Annotated in this window: 12 protein-coding genes; 7 read left to right on the top strand and 5 right to left on the bottom strand. The window is 61.3% G+C overall.

All coding sequences use genetic code 11. The annotated features are described in order from the left end of the window. Positions 1-10: 10 nt before the first annotated feature. From AB7C87_RS04545 to AB7C87_RS04530, 4 genes are all read right to left on the bottom strand, one after another. Entirely contained in the window at positions 11-1,105 is a 1,095-nt protein-coding gene (locus AB7C87_RS04545) for a hypothetical protein (RefSeq protein ID WP_369728206.1), read from the bottom strand. A gap of 402 nt (positions 1,106-1,507) precedes the next feature. Then, positions 1,508-2,560 (bottom strand): hypothetical protein, encoded by a 1,053-nt coding sequence (locus AB7C87_RS04540; RefSeq protein WP_369728205.1) that lies wholly within the window; start codon positions 2,558-2,560, stop codon positions 1,508-1,510. A gap of 129 nt (positions 2,561-2,689) precedes the next feature. Next, complete coding sequence (locus tag AB7C87_RS04535) at positions 2,690-5,386, bottom strand: efflux RND transporter permease subunit (RefSeq protein WP_369728204.1); 2,697 nt, start codon at positions 5,384-5,386, stop codon at positions 2,690-2,692. Between the two features lie 9 nt (positions 5,387-5,395). Beyond that, complete coding sequence (locus AB7C87_RS04530) at positions 5,396-7,030, bottom strand: COG1361 S-layer family protein (protein WP_369728203.1); 1,635 nt, start codon at positions 7,028-7,030, stop codon at positions 5,396-5,398. A 298-nt stretch (positions 7,031-7,328) separates the two neighbouring features. On the opposite strand from AB7C87_RS04530, the gene AB7C87_RS04525 reads away from it, so the two are divergent. Beyond that, positions 7,329-7,970, top strand: coding sequence for a TetR/AcrR family transcriptional regulator (locus AB7C87_RS04525; protein WP_369728202.1), 642 nt, complete (start codon positions 7,329-7,331; stop codon positions 7,968-7,970). An 888-nt stretch (positions 7,971-8,858) separates the two neighbouring features. Next, positions 8,859-11,312 carry a BGTF surface domain-containing protein gene (locus AB7C87_RS04520; protein ID WP_369728201.1) on the top strand — a complete coding sequence of 818 codons (2,454 nt, stop codon included), beginning with the start codon at positions 8,859-8,861 and terminating at the stop codon, positions 11,310-11,312. 165 nt (positions 11,313-11,477) lie between these two features. On the opposite strand, the gene AB7C87_RS04515 is transcribed toward AB7C87_RS04520, so the two are convergent. Continuing rightward, complete coding sequence (locus tag AB7C87_RS04515; RefSeq protein WP_369728200.1) at positions 11,478-12,536, bottom strand: hypothetical protein; 1,059 nt, start codon at positions 12,534-12,536, stop codon at positions 11,478-11,480. A 1,092-nt stretch (positions 12,537-13,628) separates the two neighbouring features. Here AB7C87_RS04515 and AB7C87_RS04510 point away from each other — a divergent pair. The 5 genes from AB7C87_RS04510 to AB7C87_RS04490 all read left to right on the top strand — a co-directional run bounded on the left by AB7C87_RS04510 (position 13,629) and on the right by AB7C87_RS04490 (position 24,186). Further along, on the top strand, positions 13,629-16,991 hold the full coding sequence (locus tag AB7C87_RS04510) for a surface glycoprotein (protein ID WP_369728199.1): 3,363 nt from the start codon (positions 13,629-13,631) through the stop codon (positions 16,989-16,991). 295 nt (positions 16,992-17,286) lie between these two features. Further along, the gene (locus AB7C87_RS04505; protein ID WP_369728198.1) at positions 17,287-17,841 is read left to right on the top strand and encodes a hypothetical protein; all 555 of its coding nucleotides are present in this window, start codon (positions 17,287-17,289) and stop codon (positions 17,839-17,841) included. After that, the gene (locus AB7C87_RS04500; protein WP_369728197.1) at positions 17,838-19,616 is read left to right on the top strand and encodes a S8 family serine peptidase; all 1,779 of its coding nucleotides are present in this window, start codon (positions 17,838-17,840) and stop codon (positions 19,614-19,616) included. The genes AB7C87_RS04505 and AB7C87_RS04500 overlap by 4 nt, the downstream gene beginning before the upstream one ends. 294 nt (positions 19,617-19,910) lie before the next feature. Beyond that, complete coding sequence (locus AB7C87_RS04495) at positions 19,911-22,856, top strand: BGTF surface domain-containing protein (protein WP_369728196.1); 2,946 nt, start codon at positions 19,911-19,913, stop codon at positions 22,854-22,856. A 1,108-nt stretch (positions 22,857-23,964) separates the two neighbouring features. Then, on the top strand, positions 23,965-24,186 hold the full coding sequence (locus AB7C87_RS04490) for a hypothetical protein (protein ID WP_369728195.1): 222 nt from the start codon (positions 23,965-23,967) through the stop codon (positions 24,184-24,186). The last annotated feature ends 23 nt before the right edge of the window (positions 24,187-24,209 follow it).

Here is a 24,209-nt window from a genome sequence, read left to right as displayed (position 1 = left end):
CGAGTGCCGTTCACTCGAGGACGGGTTCGTCCCACACGACGGATGCCGTCGCTCGCCCGTCGTCGATATCGATGTCGACGTTGCCGTCGGGGGTGTCAAGCTCGGATTCGAGCGTCGCTTCGGTCTCGTCATCGAGATCGCCGAACGTTGCGGCGAACGCTCCGTTCGTGACCGCCGAGTCCTCTAGTTCGAGGGACGTAACGAAGCCGGTCTCCTCCTCCACCCTGCCCTCACCGTACTGGTTATCGGTCGACTCCGTCGTTTGAGACTCAGTGTGGTCGTACCCTCCGACGACGATATCTCCATGTCCGGCGGTCTCGAGGAGCGACTCGAGTTCCCCATCGATGGCCGTGCCGTCGGATTCGACGATCGTATCGATGGGCTCTCGAACTGCATCTCTCGTGTCGGCGCTGATAAATCGGCTTCCGATGATCGCCTCTTCGCTGACCGCGAGTAGCTCGTGTGGTGACGTCAGCGGATGGTCGTTCTCGACCACCTCGTAACACTCGTAGTCGCCGATATCGTCCGTTCGTTCGTACTCGAATTTCACGCCGAATGCATTGTTCGGGCCTTCGGTTATCCTCTCACCGACCTCCGAAACGTCGATCTCGCCCGTGATGATCATCGCATGGTCGACCATCAGGAGTTCGTCGACCGTCGACTCGAACGATCGAATCTCGACCTCGACACTCATGAAATCGTCTCCGTACTCGATCGTTCCATCTTCTTCCCCCCCAGCGGTGTACACGACCCCTTCCAACCCGGTCCCGACCAGACCCATACTCGTTCCGCTGGCGAGGCTGTACAGACCACCCAACGACCACTCGAACACGAGGCTGGACGCTTCCATGAGTCGACTGTCGTTCACGTTCGCGTTGGCCATCGCCGCCTCGAAATCGGTGTCGACGTCCTCGAGTGACCGAACCGATTCCCAGTCGACGTACCTGAACTCGATCCCGTCGTGGTCCGTCTGCAACCACCGTTCGTAGGCGGGACTGTCGCTGTCGTCGAGTCCGACCGTGTCCAGGCATCCCGAGACGAGACCAGTCGACGTCATCACCATCGTTCCAACTACTCCGAGCACACCGCGCCGATTCACGTCCATATTAATTCGGGATGGACTACAGTATAAAAACTATAGGATATATCTTTTGAAAACTATCCGGGCGTGACGCGTGACTCGAGCGACCCCGATCAGGCCCACGGAAGGTGATCGGTCGCCGAGTGTTCGTTCTCGAGGCGACCCCCACAGACTCGGTGTTTCCGTTCTGAGGGCGTCGATATTGTATAGTAACAACTGAAACGATCCACACACCGCTCGCAGCCATTATCCGGAGACCGACCCGTTTGGGCGGTCTCCGGGCGGATTATCGCGAGCGGGTATGCAATGACTGTCAGTGGGTACTATAACTGGGAACGACTCACGGACGTCGCCACCCGGTTTCTCCGCTCGGTTCCATCCTCGACCGTACGCAGTCTCGAGCGACCGGAGTTGACGGTTCGAACCTCACTCGAGGACGGGTTCGTCCCACACGACGGATGCCGTCGCTCGCTCGTCGTCGATATCGATGTCGACGTCGCCGTCGGGGGTGTCGAGATCGGATTTGAGCGTCGCTTCGGTCTCGTCATCGAGGTCGTCGAACGTTGCGGCGAACGCTCCGTTCGTGACCGTCGAATCCGTCGACTCGAGTGAGATAACGATGCTGTTCGTCTCCTCCATCCAGTCCTCGCCGTTCCGGAACTCGGCGGACTTCGCGTGGTCGTAACTTCCGACGACGACGTCTCCGTGTCGGGCGGTCTCGAGGAGGAACTCGAGTTTCTCGTCGATCGCCGTCCCGTCGGATTCGGCGACTTCACCGACGGATTCTCGAACCTCATCCCAGCTGTCGGCGTCGATAAACTGACTGCCGATGATCGCCTCCTCGCTGACCGCGAGTAGCTCTTGAGATGACGCCAGAGGATAGCTGCTATCGACTACCTTGTAACACTCGTAATCGCCGATCTCGTCCGTGCGTTCGTACTCGATTTTTGCGTCGGACGTGTCGGTTGGGTCGTCGGTTATCCTCTCGCCGACCTCCGCAACGTCGAATTCGCCCGTGAGAATCATCGCGTCGTCGACTCGCAACAGCTCGTCGACCGTCGACTCGAACGATCGAATCTCGACTTCGACGTCCCCGAAATCGTCTCCGAACTCGACCGTTCCCTCGTTCGCCCCGTCTGCGGTGTACGCGATCCCTTCTAGCCCGGTGCCAAACAGCCCGACACCCACCCCGTGGGGAAGCATCTGGAGAGTGCGTATCGGCCGCTTGGGAACGAAGTCAAACGCTTCCCGAGCCAGATCCCTGTCGACAGTCCCGCCGATCATCGCGTTCCTGAAGCCAGCGGTGACGTCCCCGAGTGGCCTCACCGAGTCCCAGCCGACGTACTCGAAGTCGATCCTGCCGTGGTCCGGTTGCATCCATCGTTCGTACCCGCGACTGTCGGTACCGCCACTGTCGCTGTCGTCGAGTTCGGCCGTATCCAGACAGCCCGAGACGAGACTGGTCGACGTCGTCGCCATCGTTCCGACTACTCCGAGCACACCGCGGCGGTTTACGCCCATATTAATTCGACCCGCACTATCGTATAAAAACTATAGGCTATTGCCTACGGTGTCGGAGTGGAAAACGTCTGACTCGAGCGACCCCGATCAGGCCCACGGAACGTGGTCGTTTATCGCGCGTTCGTTCTCGAGGCGGTCCCAGACGACGATCGCCGAGGGGAGAACCATGATCGAACAGAGCCAGGCGTAGAAGACGCCGAGTGCGAGCAGTACGCCGAACTCCATGATCAACGGGATCAACGCGAAGTACAACACGCCGAGCCCACAGACCGTCGTGAGCATACTCCCGGTGAGTGCGCCGCCGGTTCCGCGCACGGTGACGAGCAACGCATTGTGGGCGTCTTTGCCCTCCTCGTACTCGTCGACGAACCGGTGCATGAAGTGGACCGTGTAGTCGACGCCGAGTCCGATCGACACCGAGAGGATCGGCGCGTTGATCGGCGTGAGCGGAATGTCGAAAAACCGCATCGACCCGGCGAGCAACGCGACCGACAACAGGACCGGAACGAGGTTGAGGACGCCGTAGATCGCTCTCCCCTCGAGCCACCAGTAGGAAAGGATCAGGAAGATCGTCGTGAGGACGAACGCGGCGAAGAGACTCTGGACGGCGGCATCGGTCATCTCGTTGATCACCGCCTCGAAGATGACCAGTTGTCCCGTCGCCGTCGCGTCCATACCCATTCGGGAGGCGACCGTTCGACCGTCGGCGACGGCTTCGTCCTGTTCGGCGTCGACGTCGATCCGAATGTCGATGCGCGTCGCGCTCCGGTCGGTCGTTAGTCGGCTCTCGGCGCCGGCGTCCGTGGCGAACAGTTCGTCGTAGACGACGTCGACGTCTCGGTCGGGGACGCCATCGCCACTCGAGTCGTAGCGCTCGACGGTTCTTGCGAACTCGGGATCGACCGCGCGCTGAGAGTCGATAATCGAGAGGATGCTGTCGGCGTCAGCCTGTCGTCCATCGGTCTGGAACGCGTCGGGGGGGTTCTGGAGCGATCGATCGATCTCCCGGAGTGCGCCGTCCGACCGGAGGTCGTTGTCCTCGACGTATATCGTCACCGTCCCGTCGAGGCTCATCTCGAAGTCCTCCTCTAGGTGATCGAGAACCTGCATAAAGGTGTAATCGCCGGGAGCGAGCGGGCCGGGAAGCGATTGGTACTGTTCGATTCGATCCTCGTCGGGGAAAAAGGCCTCCTGGTCGAACTCGGTGTCGACGCCGGTGCCGTAGACCGCGGCGCTTCCGCCGACGATAAGCATCGCGACGAGGAACACCGCGGGTGCGACACGGGCGATTTTGACGCCGACCGGGAGCACGTTCCCGAGAAACGAGTCCTCCTTGCCGAGTGGGGAGGTTCCGAACTCGGGGAACCGCGTCCCCTCGCGCAGACGGTCACAGCCGACCTTGCCGGCGGGGAGGAAGACGCCGAACAGCAGGAAGGTGAAGATGATTCCCGCCGCGGCGACGAGACCGAACTCCCGGTTCATCTCGCTGACCATGTTCGCGGCGAAGCTGAAGACCGTCGTGATAGTGACGATCAGCAAGGCGGCCGTGAGCTGGTTCGTCGTGATCCCCATCGAGTCTTCGATCGACGCACCGGTAGCACGTTCTTCGCGATACCGGTTGATGATGTGTATCCCGAAGTCGATCCCGACGGCGAGCAACAGCGGGAAGACGGTGATCAGCGAGTCGGAGAACGGAACGTTGGCGAATCCCATGAAGCCAAACGTCCAGATCATCGTCATCACGAGCGCGGCGAGCCCGAGCCCGAGATCGATCGGATCCCGGTAGGCGACGATCAGGAAGAACATGATCAGGAGGATGGCCGCGGGGAAGACGACGATGGCCGTATCGCCGAGCAACTGGAGAATCTCCTCCTCGAGTATCGCGTCGGCGAAGATGACGACGTTCTCGTCGGTGTCGAAGCCGTCGATGTCGTTTGCGATCTCCTGAGTCTGGAACTGGAGGTGTGCGTTGTCGCTCGTATCCGCCATCGGCGCCGTGTCGTAGGTGATCGCGATCTGGGCGACGTTGGCCGACGCCGATTCCCGAGTGAAATCCGTACTCACGGGCAGTCCCGCCTCCTCGTCGGCGGCTGCGATCGCGGCGTCGATCTCGCGCTGAGAGGCGCGGTCGATGACCCGGTATTGCTCCTCTGAGGTTTCGGCGGACGGATCGAGTTGTTGAGCGGTCAGCGACGCCGGACTCGTCGTCGACTCGACCCGCAGACCGCCTTCGTTCTCGACTCGATCCTGGAACTCGAGCATTCGTAACAGGTTCGGCTTCGAGAGGACGTTCCGATCGTCTTCGATGAACAGTTGTGCGGAGTCTCCGCCGGTTTCCCGACCACTGTTGCCGAAGTTTTCCTGCATGTCGTCGAACGCCTGTTGGGCCTCCGAATCCTCGGTGAACTGGTCGGTGCCGGCCTCCTGGTCGCCGCCACCGACGAGGGCGCCGCCGAGGAAGACGCCGGTCAGGAGCACGAAGACGACGACGAGCGTCCACGGTCGGTTCGTAATCAGCGGGTTGACCCGGCGAGTGAACGGGTCCGTGTTGGCGTGGGACGTGCCGCGTTCTCGGATTCCAGGATCTGGAGCGTCGGTTTCCCGGGAATCGGGGCTCGAGGAACCGCGCTCACCGCGACCTCGGATCGCACGGAGAAGGCGACGAGGGTCGAGACGGTCCCACCGGCCACCGTGGCCCTCCAGGGACTCGCGCTGTGGATCCGTCTCGTGGGCCTGATCGCCGGAATCGCTGTCGCTTTCGGCCGGCCGGTCGGTGTCTGTCATCGGTCGTGATTACCGTCTCCGAATCCACAGACCGATGCCGAGTCCGACGACGCTGAGGACGGCCATGCCACGGACGACGATCGTCCCGAGGCTGGTTCCACCGTCGTCGGAGACGGATTCGACCTCGATGGGGTGTGTATAGGTGCCTGACACCTCAGTATTCCCGCGTTCGGTATCGTACTGGAAGTCGAGTTCGACCGGGTGGATTTCGGCCGGCGCGTGGTCAGCCGCGGAGACGTCGAACGTGATCTCGGCGGATTCACCGGGCTCGAGTTCCGGGACGAACGCCTCGTCGTTGCTCGTCTCGATCGGGCTGTTCGTATACAGTTTCGCGTCGACGTTCGAGAGCGTCTCCGGGCGTTCGTTCGTGATCTCGAGAACGAACGGCGCTGTCTCCCCTTGGCCGACAGTGGCCGTGACGGTCTCGAGTGAGAACTCGTCCTGTCGGTCGTCGACGACGACGCGCTCGGAGATCGGGCCGTCGGTCCGGGTCGAGCGGTCGCCGCTCGTGTATTCGACGGTGAACCGAAGCTGGCGCGGACCGGCGTCGGCCTGTCCGCTGACGTCGGTCGGATAGGCGAACGCGACCGTCTCACCCGGCTCGAATTCGGGGAGCGCGTATCGCGTGTCCTCGACGTGAAGCGAGTCGCTCATCGGCTCGACGATCAGGACGGCATCGCCGACCGTTCGCGGTCCGTCGTTGGTGATCTCGCCGGTGACGATGCCGTCGTAGCCGACCGAGAGCGTATCCTCGAGGTTCGAAATCGAGAACTGCTGTTCGGGCGCGGGTGCGAGACTCGCCGTCTCCGGTCTGGCCTCGCGTTCGATTCCCGACCCGTCACGGTAGCTGACCGCGACCTCGAGCGGTTTGTGGCCCTCGCTGGTCGTCTCCGCGATGTCGACGTCGACGGTCACCGTCGTACTGTCGCCGGGCGCTACGTCGCCGAGGACCTCCTCGGCCGCCTCGCCGTCGACGACGACCCCGCCGCCGCCGGTGATCGTCGCGCGGGCCTGATTGGCGGTCTCGGAGCCGACGTTCTCGATCTCGAGGGTCGCCGGTCCGTTGCCGCCCGGCTCGACGTCGGTTTCGACGTCGGTGATCTCGAAGCGGGCTTCGTCGGAGACGTCGATCGTGAGGTGGACGCGTTCGCTTCCCGTCCGCTCTTGAGCGGCGTTTCCGCCGTCGGAGACCTGTCGCGTGTAGGAGTAGTCGACCTCGACCGTGATGTCGTAGGATCCGGACTCTAAGTCCCCGGGCGCTTCGATCCGCTTGGTCGTCGTTCCGACCTGTCCCTCCTGTAACGATCCCAGCCCGGATTTGTCGGATTTCACGTTGAAGGGACCGTCGTCGACGACGTCGACGGTGACGCCGCGGGCGATCGTCACCCGATCACGGTTCGTCCCGAGGCGGAGCTTCCCCTGGTTTTGAACCTGAACCTCGAGGGCCTCCTCGGAGCCAGCGGCGAGTTCGGGTTCGGGGACGAAGACGTCGATGTCCGGCTCACCCCGCGTCAGTTCGCCGCCGCTTCCACCACCGGAGCTCGGGAGTTCCTGTCCACTGACGCCGACCACACCGACGGTCATCCCGAAGACGGCCACGACGAGCACCGTAGCGACGCCAACGGTTCGTCGATCCGGGATCACCGTCGACACCTCGCTATGCGGGTATTGATGTACGAGTCGGCGGAGAGCACGTCCGGACGGTCGCGGTCGATCCGCCGGAACGTATCAGGGACGACGTAGCTCATTATCGTGTATCCTTTTGGTCAGCCTATAGCTTTTGTGATTGAACGTTCAATCACATCGTTTATACGGTCGTCTCTCGAGATCAGAGGTATAGACGCATGTCACGCCACTCGCTGTCGTTCCACCGGGACCGTCCGTCCTCGGAAATCGTCCCGTTCCCGTCGAGTCTCGTTCGGTTCGAGAACCGGGGATAATCGTGTCTGAGTCGTTTTTTTCGGATCCCGAGGACACTCGCGAACAGATCCTCGCCGCGACCTACCGGGCGCTCTCGATACACGGGTACGCCGATCTCACGATCAGCGCGATCGGCGAGGAGTTCGAGAAGAGCCCGTCGCTCGTCTATCGCCACTACGACAGCAAGGACGACCTCGTTCTCGCCTGTCTGTCCTACATGCTCGATCAGTTCGAAACGCAGTTCACCGACGAGGAGATCACCGACCCCCGAAGCCGCCTCGAGTCGTTTCTCGGCTGGGGGCTCGTCGAGGACCTCTCCGAAGAGGAGTACGAGTTCATCGCGTCGCTCGTCGAACTGCGGTCCCAGGCCGTCCACGACGACGACTACGGACGCCACTTCGCCCGAAGCGATCGGGTGTTCGAACGCCACCTCGCGACGATCCTTCGAGCGGGGATCGACCAAGGAGTCTTTCAGGATCGCGACCCCGACCGCGTCGCCGCCATCCTCAACACGATGGTGTTCGGGTCGCTGGTGCGTCGTGCGACCCAACAGGACGGAGAGCGGCCGTGGATCGACCACGTCCGCGCCGAACTGGCGAGGTTTCTCGAGACACAGGTGTACGCAGACGACGTAGCTGTTCGACTGTTCGACGAAGACTGCTGAGACGGCCGCCGTGCATTGTTTCCGGTGTAACCGCGGTCCGTTTTGCTGTTGCATCGATGCCGGCGGTCGGACGACCCGGCCTCGAGTGTCGGGGGACTTCTCGGTTCCGTCCAGAACCGATACTAGCCACTGCAGGTCTTGCACACCTGCTCGCCAGACGAAAAGCGCGGTTCGGAGTGTGCGCGGTTCGGAGCGAGCGCGGTTCGGAGCGTGCGCGGTTCGGAGCGAAAGAAGTCGTTCGAACGACCAGCGGTCGTTCGTGATGACGAAAATCTTCGATTTTCGAACCATGAGCGAGAACCGCGGAACGGCGAACGGGGAACGAACGTGACCCGTGAGCGAACGAAGTCGTTCGAACGACCAGCGGTCGTTCGTGATGACGACCATCTTCGATTTTCGAACCATGAGTGAGGACCGCGGAACGGCGAACGGGGAACCCAGTGACCCGTGAGCTCGGCGATCAGTGTGTACATTGTTGCAGTTGTTACTGTAGCCAAACGGTGCCAACGCCGCTATCGCCCGGCACCGCCCCCTCCCCAGACAGATTCGCTCGTGGGGACTCGCTTCGTCTGTTGTCGCGTGCGTAACAAAAACCCGAATGCGACGAGTGTCCGACGAGTAATCGATCCGTCGGGGACGACTGCCGATCGTCACTCGGTACGCCGATCTCGAGCCGGTTCGGTCAGTTACGGTTCAACTCGCGAGCAATTCGTCGATCGTCATTGCTATCCGAAACTGGACTGTCCGGAAAGGAAAGCTTATGCCGGGATGATCGGAAGGCCGGAGTACCCCTACCGGGCGCCTCGCATCGAGAACCGGCCACAGAGCCGGTGCTCTCTCGATTGGGCGCCTACAGCCCGCGAACTAGCAGATCCAAACACACTCAGTATGACACGACACTCACGTTCGAATCGCACGACGGGACGAGCGACGTTCCTCGCTGCGATGATGGTCCTCTCGGTCGTCGCGATGTCCTCCGCGTTCGCCGGCGCCGCCGCCGCGTCGGACGGCGTCGAGTACAGCCACGACGACGCCTGGCAGGGCCAGGACGTAACGGTACAGGGTACAGCAATCGAATCGAACACCGCGTACAACCTCGAGCGAGTCGACGAGTTCGACGGCGACGACGTCTCGAGTACGACGTTCATCAGGGAGGTCGTCGCCGACGATGACGGCGTCGTCACGATCGACACCGACGACCTCGAGGGCGGCGACTACACCCTCCGCGTCGACGGCGTCGACCAGGTTCGAGAGAACACGTTCCACCTCGAGGTCCAGGATCTCGACGCGTCCTTCGACGCCGACGAGGTCACGAACGCCGGCGACGAGTCGACGACCGACGTCGAGATCGAGTCGAACCGCGGCTTCTACTCCGTCGACGTCAGCGCCGACGGCGACCTCGACGCCGAGGAGCTGTTCACGATCTTCGCCGACGAGGACGATCTCGAGGAAGCGATGGAAAGCGAGAACCGCGCCACCGTCGAGGACGACGAACTCGTCCCCGGCGAGACCCAGTTCGGTCCCTTCGGCGCGTCGCTGTACGCGTCCGACGAGGACGACGCCGACGAGACGATCGTCCTCGTCGACCTCCAGGACACGGAGGAGTCGGTCTCCTTCGCGGACGTCGACGGCGGCGCCTACGACGTCGAGTTCGAATCCGTCGACAGCGCGGCCGCGGCCAGCGCGTCGATCACGGTCGTCGACGACGACGTCGGTGCCGCTTTCGACCAGAGCGTCTACACGCAGGCCGCCGGCGATATCGTCGAGTTCACCGTCGACCTCGAGGACGCCGACAACGCCTACGTCCAGCTCGGCGACGAGAACGCGAACTTCGTCGACGTGCTCTACCTCGAGGACGACGACGACAGCGGCGACGTCACGTTCGCGCTCAACACCCGCACCGCCGGCGCTCCCGGCGCGTCTGCCGACGAGGTCGTCCACTCCGAGGACGACGTGGTTCAGAGCCTTGTCCACGGCGGCGGCGACGAGGTCGAGTCCGCCGCGTTCTACGAGGACGAGGTCGATCCCGCGAACGAACTCGAGGGCGAGTTCGCCGCATACCTCGAGGAACTCGACCTCCTCGACAGCGGTGACGACCCCGACGAACAGCTGACCCGGCCGCTCCAGCCCACGGAGTACAGCCTCACGGCCAGTGGCACCGGCGCGTTCGTCGTCGAGGACGGCGAGTCGAGCGTCGACGACGAGATCGGCTACGCGACCCTCGAGTTAGTCCAGCCACGACTCGATGCCGTTAGCACGCACGTCGCACCCGGCGACGCCGCCGACGAAGACGACCTCGAGGAGCTTCGAGACGGCCTCACCGAGCGCGCGGACGTCGCCGAGGGCGACCGACTGGTGATCGAAGTCGAGGCCACCGGCCTCTCCGGCGCCATGGTCGCCCACGAGGGCGACTGGGACGCACTCGAGGACGGTTTCTCGGCGACCACCCTCCACGAAGTTACCGAACTCGAGGGCGAGGGCGTCGCCTTCGACGTCGAGGCTCTCGGCGCGACGGGCAACGAGAACCCGGCCACCCTCGATCTCACGGCCGACGACGAGGACGTCTACGTCTTCGTCGATCCCGAGGCCGGCGAGTTGTCCGTCGTCGTCGACACCGACTCGAGTTCGGCGTTCGACCGCTCGGTCGACCACGGCGATGAGTTCGCCGTCGACGTCGCCTACGAGACCGACGCCGACGAGCGCTACGAGTTCGGCTCCGGCGCCTTCGACGGCGGCGCGGGCGGCGGGGACGACCCGGCCTTCCCGACCCTGCCCACCGACGCCGACCAGGCGGTGAGCACGACGTTCGCCGTCGTCGAACCCGACGCGACGTTCCACAACGTCGACGAGGACGGTCTGGTGCAGATCGAAGCCGGCGACGACGTGGTGTTGACGGGCGAGACCAACGTCGCGCCCGGCTCGGACGCGATGGTTCGACTCTCCGATGCGGGCGAGACGGCGTCGTTCCTCGTCAACACCGACGCCGAGATCGACGCCGACGGCCACTTCGAGACGGACACCGTCGACGTCAGCGAACGGGCCGTCGACGACGAGACGTCGATCGAGCTCCGCGTCGGCACCGAGACGATCACCGTCGCGGACGGCATCTTCGTCGACGAACTCGAGCAGTCGGACGACGAGCCAGCGGAAGGCGATGACGATCCGGCCGAAACGGACGACGAACCAGCGGAGGGCGATGACGAACCGATCGAGTCGGACGACGAACCGGTCGAGAGTGACGACGAACCGACCGAGACCGACGACAGCATCCCCGGATTCGGCGTTGCAGTCGCGCTCGTCGCGTTGCTCGCGGCCGTTATGGTTGGGCTCCGACGGCGATAACTGACACACGTCGTTGAGCGCCGAATTCCACTCATTTTTGAACCGGCCGCGTGGTGAGAAGTATACTCGACCGAGAACGGTCGGTACCTTCCGTCCCGTTTCGATTAACGTCGACCATAGAATATTTTCTAACAGGGCTGTCGTCTTCGTCGTTGGTGGCCCGTGTTATGCGAAGAATAGCTCGATTATGACCTCGAGCGTCGGACCGTTGACCTCGTCGGTCGCGAAGAAGTCTTCGATCGCCTGCTCGAGTTCGGGACCACCGATTTCTCCATCCTCGTCGCGAAGCTCGTCTATGTATTCTTCGTTTACGTTGGTGTCGTCCTCCTCGCCGAAAACGTCTTCGGGAGACGTTGGACATCCGTCGGGAACCTTACGTTTCGGATCCGTGTCGTTCCCATCCTCGAAGTTTACGGTGCCGTCGCCGTTCGTCGTCCACCCGCCGTAGAACTCGTCGTCCCACCCCGTGTCACGGACGTCGATCCGGCTTCCGTCGTCGTTCGCGCCCGCGACAAACGAGTAGTGGTGGCCGTTCATCGCGAACTGACACCCCTCGACGTCGACGGGGCCGGGCGACCACGCCCAGAGGCCCCTGCCGCGGCGGTACTCCCGGTCGTCGGTGACGGCGGCGACGCAGTTCTCGAGGCTCCCCTCGGCGACCCGGTACTGGGAGACCCAGGAGTTCGCGGCGTAGCACTCGCGTAAGGCGACCGTTCCGCCGCTCCCCCAGTCGGTGCCCGGCGCGGAACAGTAGAAGGCGTTGTCGCTCATGTCCTGGACGTTCACCCGTTCGATCTCGAGGTGCCCGTCGTGGTCGGGGTCGACCCAGATCCCGGTCGCACCCTTCTCCTCGTAGACCGAGCCGTCGCCGAGGTAGACGTTCTCGATGCGGGAGGTGGCGCCGTCAGTGTCGGCGACCCCGAGGATCGTGGCGTTGCCCATGTCGACTTCCCCTTCGACGGCGACGTTTCGAATCGTCCAGTCGGATTGCTTCGCGACGATCGTCACCCCCGCGCCGGGTGCGGTGACGTCGAACAGCGTGTTCTCGAGGGTTTCGCCCGCGCCGATCTCGCAGACGTACCGGTTTCCGTTCCCGACGGTGACGGTATCGTACGCCGACGCCGCGGCGGTGGTGGTCGCACTCGTCCCGAGGAGGGTCGCGCCGAGTGCCGCCAGATACGATCGTCGGCCGATTCGTCCCGTCTGCCCCGTTTTCGACGACATACCGTGATCGGATCACAACGCGCGTGTAAGATCTACCGACAGTCATCAGTCGGTGAAACTCACGACTGTGTACTCACTCGAGTCGGCGTGTTCCTGACAGGAGACCGTCTCAGTGGTCGTCACTCGAGGCCGTCGCGGGATTTGCTCCTCTGAAGCCGGGTCCATCGGTGTGGAGGACCGCCGCGTTGATCGGCGGTCGAGCGTTTCGACAGCCCGGTCGGTCACGGAACTCGAAATAGTAGTGGTCGATACCGACGATCGGACGGCGAACGATCGAGGTATTCGTACTTTCCGTCACATCCGTCGGAAATCCTGACTTTCATTACTGGGATTAAACAAGTTGATAAGCAGTGGTTACTTACGCCGATGTGGCGGGGACGGATGGGGTACCGCCCTGCTCTCCCGCGTTTCGCCGATCCCCGCCGCAGTGGGTAGGGGTACCAGGGCGAGCTACCGTTAACCATCCGCCTTTCGGTGACAGTACCAGTCGTCTCTTGTCATAGATTTGTAACTGGTACACCCCGCGGTTTTTTCGACCGCGATGAATCTCGGTTGGGGTGGGGGGTCACCGATACGTCGGTGAGGATCGTTGGTCAGGGTGCTTCTGTGGCCTTCTCGAGTCGATCGACCGAACTGCGCTCCGGCCTGGGAGTTACGACGACGCCACCCAATCTGAGCCAACGGCGGTTCGATCTCGAGCACTCGAGCGTAAGCAATCACTGCGCTGATCTATGTGTTGCGTACCCGTTCGTAAAAAAGCAGTATTACCGTACCCGTGATACGAACTCGAGTGAGACCGCCGGGGTATCCGAACCGTCTCCGAGCGACTCGAGCGGGCAAATATTCGAGAGACTGGATTCTGTTCCGATCGGAAATAGGAGATTACCTATTCGATACCAGTCATATGATTTGCAGAGAAAGACAACAAACTATATAAGACACGACTCTGAACATACGTGCCGTACCCCTACCCATGGTCAGGCAAGTCAGTACGATCGGGGATCGTCCGACCGGACGTTCAACGTTACGTTACCGATCGGAACTCGAGCGTGGCCGCCCCGGCGAAAGGAACACCGAACATACTCAACAAATATGACAAGAGACGACATAACTTATCGTGAAAAGGGACGCGCGGCGTTCCTCGCAGCGATTATGGTGCTGTCCGTCGTGGCGATGTCCACTGCCCTTGTGGGCTCGGCGGCGGCACTTGATACAGCAGATATCGAAGTCGGTGACGGGGACGTTGTCCTCGGTGACGATGTCGAAGGCGAACAGACAGAATACACCATCGATGTAACCGTCATCGATGACGAAGCAGAAGTCGAATCTGCTGTGATTGACTTCTCTGACGCAGGGAACATCGATCTCAGCAACGTCGACGATGCTGACGTAGTCTTCGAGGACGACGTTGGAGACGACATTGACGTTACGTCGGTCAATGTCCAAGCGGACTCCATCGAGTTCAGCGCAGATGCGACTACGTTTAGTGACGGCGACACCCCCACTGTCACGATCAACAACATCGTGAACCCTGACGCAGGCGATCACGATGTTACCGTTGAATTCGGAGACACTGAAGACAACACGGCATCCGACACCGCTTCCTTCAGCACGACTGAGGCAGAAGAGGACAACTTCGAGGTCAGCGAACTCGAAGCGCCTCCTGTGGCAGAGCAGGGTGATACGATCACCGTTAGCGCGCTCGTCGAAAACCCAGCAGAGGAGGAAGCAACCGAAACGGTTGACTACCGACTTGACGACACCACTTCGACCTTCGAAGATAACGAAGAAGAAGTGACGCTCGGTGCCGGTGAAAACACGACGGTCGAGTTCGATGTTAGTATCCCGAGCGGTCAGGCTACTGGACAGACCGACCACGGTATCTTCGCGTCCGAAGGTGGCTCTGCGGAAGGGACGATCGACATCGCTAACTCCGACAACACTGCGTTCATCACTGGTGACCTTCGTGATGACGCCGGTGAGCGTGTCGACAACGCTTCCGACATTCCAATTCGAGTCTACTACGATGGTGGTAGTGAAGAAATCGATGAGTCCCCCATCTACGTAGGCGGTAGCAACGACGAATACACCCAGGAAGTGCCAATCGTCGGTGCCGAGACTGACTACACGGTCGAAGTCAACGCAACTGAAGCCGAAGAGGTAACCGGCACTCCATTTAGCTCGTTCGCTCGTACCGCCCCCGTTGAAGCTGGTTCGACCGAACGATTCGACGTTCGTCTCGTCCGCCAGATCGTGCCGGGCGACATCGACGTCGATCCCGAATCGTCCACCGCTCTCGCGACCGGTGACGATGAAGCCGAATTCACCGTCAGCGTTGTCGACGACGACGAGGGTGACGCCTTCGAGGGCGCAACCATCGAAGTCGAAGACCAGGGTGACAACATTAACTGGGACTCCACGACCGTCGATACCGACGAGAACGGTGAAGCGGTCTTCACCGCTAGCTCCGACGTGATCCAGTCCGCTGACGTCACCTTCACTGAGACCAGTGAAGACCTCGAAGTTGACGCCACCGTGAACTTCATCCTCGACGGCGAGGGTGAAATTGACGGTATCGTCCGAAGCGGACAGGACCGACTCGAGGGTGCACAGGTGTACACCTTCAACCAAGACCAGTTCTTCGACGAGGCCTACGAATGGCAGGTTAACTCAGAACACGACATCCAGTTCTACCGTGTCGTCGATGCTGACTCCGGTGAAGCAGTCGACATCCTCGATTCGGCCACTGAATATCGCGTCGCTATCCAAGAAGGTGAAGAAGAAAACGTTCGCATTACGAACGTTCCCGCACTGAACGCTTCCGACGGTAGCGTCGGTTCTGGATTCGCTGTTGATTCGAGGGAAGTTTCTGCTGAGAATTCAGTCGCGATCGGCGTCGTTCCACACGAGGCCGGTAACTACACGCTCCAGCAGTCCGCCACCGCGCCTAACGCGACTACCGGATCCAGCGACGGTGACTCGGTATTCGTCAACGAGGACGCTGATTCCGAGAGCTTCAGTAACGTTACTCACTCCCTCGAGAACTTCGAGACGACTCAGGACCTGACGTACTCGGAAGCTGAGGACATCACGGACCTGATTCGTGACGCCTCGGACTACGACGGCATCACGATGGTCTCCGAGACGGACGCGTTCGGTGACTACTACCTCAACGGTCTCCACACCGACGGTCAGCTCGGTGTCGACTACACCGTTGTCGCCCAGGCAACTGGCTACACCACGGAGTACCGTGAGGTTGGTGCCACCGAGGACGGCCTCGTATGGCACGACAACGACGGTGACAACTTCAACCTGAACGAAATCGACGTCGAACCCGGCTACGTGAACATCACGAACGTCGGTCTCTACGAGAACGGCGACGTCGCCGAGTTCGACAACCAGACCGACGAACACTACCAGCAGGTTCCGCGTGACGGCTCCGTCGACGTCCTCGACGTCGTCACCCGTTACAACGAACACTCCGACTCCACCGAAGCCGAAGTCGAGATCTCCGTCGCTGACACTTACTTCGAAGGTGAGTTCATCGACGTCGACGGTGGCGAAATCGTCGAATCCGACGACGGCGAGGTTACGATCAACACCGGCGAGGATGGACAGGCGACTGTCTACCTCGAGACGGACCTGAACGGTACCAGCAGCCACACGTCCATCGACGCAGTGCTTACCAACGATGGATCCGCGACGGACTCCACCAACAAGCACTTCGTTGGTGTCGTCGCGTACGAAGAAGGTTCGATCTCCGGTATCGTGACTAACGACGAGAACGACCCGATTCCGCAGTCGGTCGTCTTCGTCGAGCAGTTCTCTGACCTCGACGGCAACTCGTACGCCATCGAGCCAACCGAAAACCTGCAGGGCTACTCCGAACAGCAAGTCCTCGACGCAGAGTTCCAGATCATCCAGACTGACGCCGACGGAAACGAAACCGCTACGGCGAACGTCACCGGTGAGGAACTCTCCGCCTACGACTTCTCCGACTTCGCGAGTGTCAGCCTTGTCGGGGGAGACGCCGCAACGCTACTGACCTTCCCGTCCGAGCAGGATGGTGAGGCACAGTACACGCTCCCGGCCGTCCCAGCTCAGTCTGAGTTCGTTGGCGGTCAGTTCAACGGTGTTGACTACAACACGATCCGCGGCTACCAGCTCGAAACCGGCGAAAACGGTGCCGGTAGTGCCAGCGACGTGCGACCAGGCTTCACCGTCGAAGGTAACATCGTGATCGTCGATGCTGACCCGATCACTGACGATCCCGACAACGGTGACGACAACGGTGACGAACCATCCGAAGTCAACGAAGAATACATCGATGAACTCTCCGGTGAAGACGGCAACATCGCCGGTGCTGAACTCGAGCAGGCGATCGAAGACTTCTTCGCGCTTGACGAAGTCAACGGTCCAACGCTCGAGGCCGTCATCCAGCTGTTCTTCGAATAAGCTGCCTTCCACAGCAGCTCTCCTGACAGCGGTCAGGAATCGACTCAATTTCTGATTTTTTGCGTGTGTTCACCGGATAGTGACGACGACGGGGACGTCGAGAATCGGAATACTATCCTCGAGTTGAATTACACTCTGCCATAACACTTATCGCTTCGAACAAATACATTCTCCTATGCCTGACGGTTCTGCACGGGGAATACGCCACCCTTCATTTCTGATTATTGTTGTTATGATATTTTCAGTTTCGGTGGGTGCCGTCTCCGCTGGCGAAGCCGTGAGCGATCCTTCAGATATGTACGAAACGAACTCACTCGCACCCGTTCTCGACGAACTCGCAAACGCGTCCGATCCAGCCGCCCACGCGGACACGCGCGGTCTACACTATTCTGATGGTGGCGTTCTCGTCGTCGTCGAACTCGAGGAAGACCGAGCGCTTCCCTCGGGATACGACGCGACGGTCGAACGATCGTACACCGGGGGCGGCAAGACCCTCGTCGAAGCGACGGTCGCCGTCGATCACCTTCGCGACCTCGCGGCGGCCGACGGCGTCCAGTACGTCCGCCCGCCCCAGGAAGCCGTTCCGATGGCCGACGACTCGTCGAACGAATCCGACCGAGACGACACGTCCGCGGACCTCGAGACGGAGTCGATCGAAACGGACACTGGCGCCGAGCCCACCCGTGACGAAGCGGATTCCGACGCCGAGTCCGAGCCTCATCGTGACGAAGCGGATTCCGACTCGAACGACGATGCACTCGGTAGCTGGACACCGGCGATCGCGACGATCGCCCTGGTGCTGTCGTATTCGATCCACCGAGCCGGTCGTAGGGGTGTCGTAGTTCGATGAACCGTCGCTTCTCGGTCGCCATCCTCCTGCTCGCGATCGCCGGCATCGGACTGGTTGCCGTCGGCGTCTCGCCCGCCACAGCCGCCGGCGGGCCGTCGATAAACGAGTCGGAACTCGTCGAGACGATCGAGATCGAACACGAGCTATCCGACTCGGGACCGTCGACGACAGCCGCCCAGATCGACTCCTTCGACGCTGACCGCGAGGACGGTTCGGTACAACTCGTCGTCGAAGTGACGGAGCTGACCGACGAACGAACGACCCGCCTCGAGGAGTACGGAAACGTGGGGGGCACGTACGGCGACCGCGTGGAACTCGAGGCAGACGGTACCGATGCCGATTCGATCGCCGATCTCGAGTGGGTGGTCAGCGTTCGTCCGGCGTCGATCGCCGTGGCTGGCACAGTCAGTGAAGGCGTCGAGACGATCGGGGCAAACGAGATCCACGCCGACGGAGTGACCGGTGACGGAGTCTCCGTCGGAATTCTCGACCCGACCGGCTTCGACGTCGGCAACGACGAAATCGCCGACAACGTCGTCGATGCGCGATCGTTTGCCGATGGATCGGTGGAAAACGGCGACGACAACGAACACGGAACTGCGACCGCGGAGATCGTCGTCGACGTCGCTCCGGACGCCGATCTGTACCTCGCCCGGATGGATACCGAGATCGGCTACGCGAACGCGGTCGACTGGCTCGCCGAATCGGACGTCGACGTCGTCGTCATGTCCGCTGGGTTCTACGGCCAACCGAACGACGGGAGTGGATTCATCGCGAGCGTCGCGGACGATGCGGTCGAAGACGACGACATCGTCTGGGTGAACGCCGCCGGAAATAGTCGAGACGAACACTATCTCGGTACGTTCGACGGACAGGGGATGGGGCTACACTACTTTGATCCCGAGAATAACGTTAACCCGCTGAACGATGCACACCCGATGAGCGCTGGGCAACCGATCTGGGCAACACTCGCGTGGGACGACTGGGAGCATACGACCGATCACTACAATCTCGTGTTGCTGATATACGATGGAGGCGAGTGGTTGGTCGTCGAAGAATCGTCCACCAGCCATCTCTCCGGAACCCCGGCTGAACAAATCTTACGCCCAGCCCCCGTTACCGGTACGTACGCTGTGGCAGTCGCAAACGTAGGGGCCAGCGGTGATCACGAGTTGCAGTTGTTCGTCCCCGAAAGCCAACCGGTGTTCACGACGCCGGAATCGAGCGTGATTTCGCCCGCTGTCGGACATCGAACGATGTCCGTCGCGGCGGTGAACTACCACGATAACTCCCTCGCATCCTACAGCTCTCGTGGGCCGACGCTCGATGGTCGAAACGGTATCGACGTTGCCGCGCCGACTGGTGTATCGACCACGGCGTACGGATCGGACGCCTACGCCGGGACGTCCGCAGCCGCACCACACGTCGGTGGACTCGCGGCGCTCGTGCGTGGTTCAGATTCGTCGCTCGATGCAAAAGCAGTCTCCTCCAGTATTCGAGACGGTGCAGACATCGATCCGATCGACTTCGGTCGGGTCGGCGAACCAGCCCCCTCTTCGGAGTACGATGTCGGTGGTGGGTTGATTAACTCGACTGCCTCGATCGGCGCTAATGAGCCGTTTACTGGCGTTAACGAGGGATACATCGAGGAACTTCGTAACCCCGATGGAGGGATTGGGGGGGCCGAACTCGAGCAAGCGATACTTGATTTCTTCACGACCGACGCGGTTAACGGACCGACACTTGTTGCTGTAATTGAAGCCTTCTTTGCGTAATGGTACCCGATACCGAACGGGGACTCTTGTTGGTTTTCCCGTTCATCCCCTGCTCTGACCCGGGTTTTCGAATCGTTATCGATAAGGCGAAATTCTATTCGAGGATCACGAAATGTGGCGATATTCTACCATAATGGCTAACTACATCCGCACTAGACCGTATTACTCCGCCAGGACTAACTTGACTCCTAAACACAAAGCATTTAACAAACCATTACAAGATTTCGCAGTGTACGAGATGGTGTCCTCCGCTCCGGCAAATGGGAGCCATCTCGGAAACGAGACCCTACAAATATGACAGATAAAGCAGAGAAGTTCCGCAGCGTGTTCCTCGTTGCGATCATGATCATCTCAGTGGTGGCTATGTCGTTTGCCGCGATGCCAGCCGCCGCGCAGGTTGATGATACTGATCGTACCGTTCAGGGAACCGCTGCTCCCGGCGACGAAGTTACGGTTACGACAACGGTAACGGCATCCGAAGACGACGCGCTGATCGGACTCGATGAAGAGTTCGACCCAGCGTTCGAGAACGTCGAAATCGATGACGACGACGGCGCTATGGGGCAGTCCCCTGGTGCCTCGGACAGCGAGGTCCAGCTCGTCTGGAGCTCGGCTGAGTCCGTTGAAGTCGTCTACACGGTGACGATCCCGAGCAACGCTGACGACGGAGATGAGTTCGATATCTCCGGTGAAGCGAGCGTCACCCTCAGCAGTAACGAAGAAGTCGAGCAGATCGGCACTGACACGATCGTCGTCGATGACGACGCCGACCCCGCACCGGGCAACGGTGACGGACCTGGCGACTTCCACATCGACGAGGACGACCCATGGCAGGGCCAGGAAGTGACGCTCTCCGGTGACCTGATCGAGCCTAACACGGCATACAACCTGATCGCCGTCGACGGCTTCGACGACGGTGACTTCGACGGCACCGACCGCGTCCGCCAGGTTGTCTCCGACGGCAACGGCGAGATCGTCGTTGACACCGGCAGCCTCGACACTGGCTACTACTTCGTCGACATCGACGGCGTCGACGAGACCCAGGCCAACACCTTCTACGTCAACGTACTCGACGTCGACGCGGCCTTCGACGACGATTCGGTGACGGACTCCGGTCCCAACTCGGTGACCGAGTTCGAGATCGAGACCGAGCGTGGTTTCTACAGCATCGACGTCAGCGCTGACGGCGACCTCGAGGACTACGAACTGTTCGGCATCTTCGTCGACCGATCCAGCAGCGACTTCCAGAGTCTCGCTGAGGACGTCGTCGACGACGACGACGACATCGACGACGTCGAAGGCGTCAGCTACGAGGATGCAGTCGACTTCCTCCGTAGCGAAGACCGAACCGACGAAGAGTTCGGTGACCTGAACGTCGCCATCTTCGACGAAGACGAAGATGACTACGACGAGAAGATCCGATTCGTCGGTATCACGGACACTGACGAATACGATGTCGACTTCCACGGCATCGACGACGACGACTACGAGTTCGAGTTCGAAGAGACTGACACCGAAGCAACCGCGACGGCTAACATCTCCGTGACGGAGTCCGACGCCGAAGCGAACTTCGAGGACAGCGTCTACACGCAGTCCTCCGGTGACCTCGTCGAGTTCACCGTCGAACTCGAGGACACCGACGACGCCTACATCCAGTTCGGTGACGAGGAGAGCAGCTTCGTCGACATCTTCTACATCGAAGATGACAGCGACAACGGCGAAGTGACGTTCACGCTCAACACCCGAACGCTCGGCGCCGCAGACGCCGAACACGACCAGGTCATCTACTCGGAAGATGACATCGCCCAGAGCTACCTCCACAGTGGTGGCTTCGACGACGCTGCCAACCCACACTTCTGGGAGGATGACGTCGACGAGGACTACCTCACCTACGAGGAGTACCTCGACGAACTCGACCTGATCGACGCAGACGACGAGGACGGATTCGATCAGATCCCACGACCGCTTCAGTGGGGTACTGACTACGACATGACTGTCGACAGCGACGGTCACTTCATCGTCGAGGACGGCGAGTCCGACGTTAACAACGAGATCGGCCACGCCATCCTCGACCTCGTCGAACCGCAGCTTGGCTCCGTCTCGACGTGGGTCGGCCCAAGCGACTCGGCTGACGAGGAGACCAACGTCTCCGAACTGCAGGACAAGCTGACCGAGCGCGAGAACGTCGCGATCGACGACCAGCTCGTCATCAACGCTGAGGCAGAGGGTATCTACGGATTCCTCGCCGCAGTCGACTACGCAGAGAACAGCAACGACCTCAACGACGGACTCGAGGACGGCTACGAAGTCGCAGTGCTCAACGAGCTCCTCGAGGACAGCGGTGAGGGTGTGAACCTGGTCATCGAAGACCAGGTTCGCCACGGCAACCAGGACCCGAACCAGATCGACCTGGGCGCTGACGAAAGCGACGTCTACGTGCTCGTCGACAACGACGCTGGTGAACTCTTCATCATCGTCGACACGAGCGACGAGCCATTCGACCGCTCCATCGAAAGCGGTGACGAGTTCAACGTCGAGCTCGAGTACGAGACCGACGGTGACGACCGCTTCCGCTTCGATGAAGACACTGGCGAACGCAGCTGGCTCGGTGGCGCTGACGGCGACCGCGACGCCGCGGCGTTCCCGTACTACCAGCCTGACTCCACGCAGTCCGTCTCGACGACGTTCACCCTCGAGGACGCGGAGGCTGTCTTCGACCACCTCGATGAGGACGAACTCGTCCAGATCGAAGCAAGCGACGACTTCGAGATCACCGGTACGACCAACGTTGCACCCGGCACCGACGGTCACCTCCGAATCTCGAACCAGCCAGGCGAGTCGAGCTTCGTCTACGACCCTGACGTCGAAATCGACAGCGACGGTAGCTTCACCGCCGAGTCGACCGACTTCAGCGAGCGCTCGACCGACACCGAGGCTGTCGTCAACTACCGCGTCGGCGGTAGCACGATCGACTCCGCCGACGGTATCTTCGTCGACGAAGTCGTGACTGACGACGACGGTGACGAGGCTGACGAAGAGGACGACACGCCAGAAGACACTGACGATACGCCAGAAGACACTGACGATACGCCAGCAGACACTGACGACACGCCAGCAGTTACTGACGACGGTGACGACGAGCCACCAGCCGACGATGACGACATCCCCGGCTTCGGTGTTGCCGTCGCCCTCGTCGCGCTCCTCGCAGCCGCGATGCTGGCACTCCGCCGCCAGAACTAATCGGTAGCTAACCACCGGACTTCGTCCGGCTGTTCGTTTACGATTTCATTTTTCGCGACGCTACGCCGACAGCGACAGCGTCACGTTCCCTACCAGTTGTCCGATCCGCTCGAGCCGACGAGTGCGTCTCAGACAGTGTCCTCGAGTCAACGCGGGGTTCTTACTACATCTCGAGTTGCGTGATCGTTTGCGTACAGTGAACTCGGTATACGGTAATTTGTCGCTCGAGGTGAGCGTGGATATCGCGACCGAAGTCGAGTCGGTCGACGACGTCCCTAGTTGGGCGACTCGGGGTTTGTAGTACTTTCAAACCCACCGTTGTCGTCTCATCTACCGATCCCACGACGAAAGCCCTCGCCGCGCTCGCGTCCGCTGTGACGGATATCCTCCCTGCGGTCGGATAGGGCCGCCACAGCGATCGCGAGCCCGACTCGCCCTTTCAGTCCACCAGGTTCCGCACAGCGGCCTGCCCTTCCCCGGGGAGTGCGGCTCTCGCGGTGCTCGAGCCGCGCTCCCGGCCAGACGTATCTTCTGGACCTCTTCCGACCAGACGTTCCCCGGACTTCCTCCGACCAGACGTCACTCTCGGCCGGATAGTGTGTTGGCAAGGCGCTCGAGCGATCGAGTCGGCTGGGACCGTCGCCTCAACTGCCACTCGAGACAGTATCGCTCTCTGCCGTCATATCGTCGAACGATCCGACTGTGACAGCCTTCAGCTGTACTTGATTACCCGCGAAAACGTGTTCTCTTCGAGAAATCACCAGTAGATATAAGTCACTCTGTGCGGTAATTTCGACCGGAAGTCACCCTCTACGCGTCGTCAGGGGCTACGCACAAATGCCCCGGGTGTTAGAGCACCCGAGACGTGGCTTCCAAACCAGGATGGCTCAGTTGCCATGATTGCATACACTCTTCCGGGACATAAACGTCCCGCACGGCCGAGGACCCGCGTTCGACCGATAGCGACCGCAACGGCTCCGCAATCGTGGCAACTCCTGGCGCGACGGGACATCGACGAGCCACGCGACCTCGAGCCAGGCGAGCACAGACTCGAGCAACGCACGCTCGAGTTCACGATTGGGGGCGCTCGCGTCGGCGGGGGGCGGCGATGAGCGACGAGGGGGGATTCACACTCGCGAGCGACGCGAGACGCGAGGCCACCCTGCCGCCGTGTCCCTCCTGTGGGCGGGGCGTCTCGGTGGTTTCCGTTCGGGATCCACTCGAGGGGGTGGCGATCCCGTGTGGCTGTCGCGTCTCGCCGGCGGTCCTCGGCCGTCCCGTCGCGTTCGAAACGAGACTCGGCGGTCGTCGCCGGGACGGGCCACGCTAAGTGCGGCCCGTCTCGAGGCGACA

Source organism: Natrarchaeobius versutus (assembly GCF_041205745.1).
In the GTDB taxonomy this organism is placed as follows: Archaea; Halobacteriota; Halobacteria; order Halobacteriales; family Natrialbaceae; genus Natrarchaeobius; species Natrarchaeobius versutus.
Note: the sequence above shows the minus strand (reverse complement) of the source record. Positions and strands in the feature narration are given on the sequence as shown.

Coding starts and splice junctions, on each gene's coding strand:
- AB7C87_RS04540 (WP_369728205.1), bottom strand. CDS start 2,560: ATGGCGACGACGTCGACCAGTCTCGTCTCGGGCTGTCTGGATACGGCC.
- AB7C87_RS04495 (WP_369728196.1), top strand. CDS start 19,911: ATGACAGATAAAGCAGAGAAGTTCCGCAGCGTGTTCCTCGTTGCGATC.
- AB7C87_RS04490 (WP_369728195.1), top strand. CDS start 23,965: ATGAGCGACGAGGGGGGATTCACACTCGCGAGCGACGCGAGACGCGAG.
- AB7C87_RS04520 (WP_369728201.1), top strand. CDS start 8,859: ATGACACGACACTCACGTTCGAATCGCACGACGGGACGAGCGACGTTC.
- AB7C87_RS04510 (WP_369728199.1), top strand. CDS start 13,629: ATGACAAGAGACGACATAACTTATCGTGAAAAGGGACGCGCGGCGTTC.
- AB7C87_RS04545 (WP_369728206.1), bottom strand. CDS start 1,105: ATGGACGTGAATCGGCGCGGTGTGCTCGGAGTAGTTGGAACGATGGTG.
- AB7C87_RS04535 (WP_369728204.1), bottom strand. CDS start 5,386: ATGACAGACACCGACCGGCCGGCCGAAAGCGACAGCGATTCCGGCGAT.
- AB7C87_RS04500 (WP_369728197.1), top strand. CDS start 17,838: ATGAACCGTCGCTTCTCGGTCGCCATCCTCCTGCTCGCGATCGCCGGC.
- AB7C87_RS04515 (WP_369728200.1), bottom strand. CDS start 12,536: ATGTCGTCGAAAACGGGGCAGACGGGACGAATCGGCCGACGATCGTAT.
- AB7C87_RS04505 (WP_369728198.1), top strand. CDS start 17,287: ATGTACGAAACGAACTCACTCGCACCCGTTCTCGACGAACTCGCAAAC.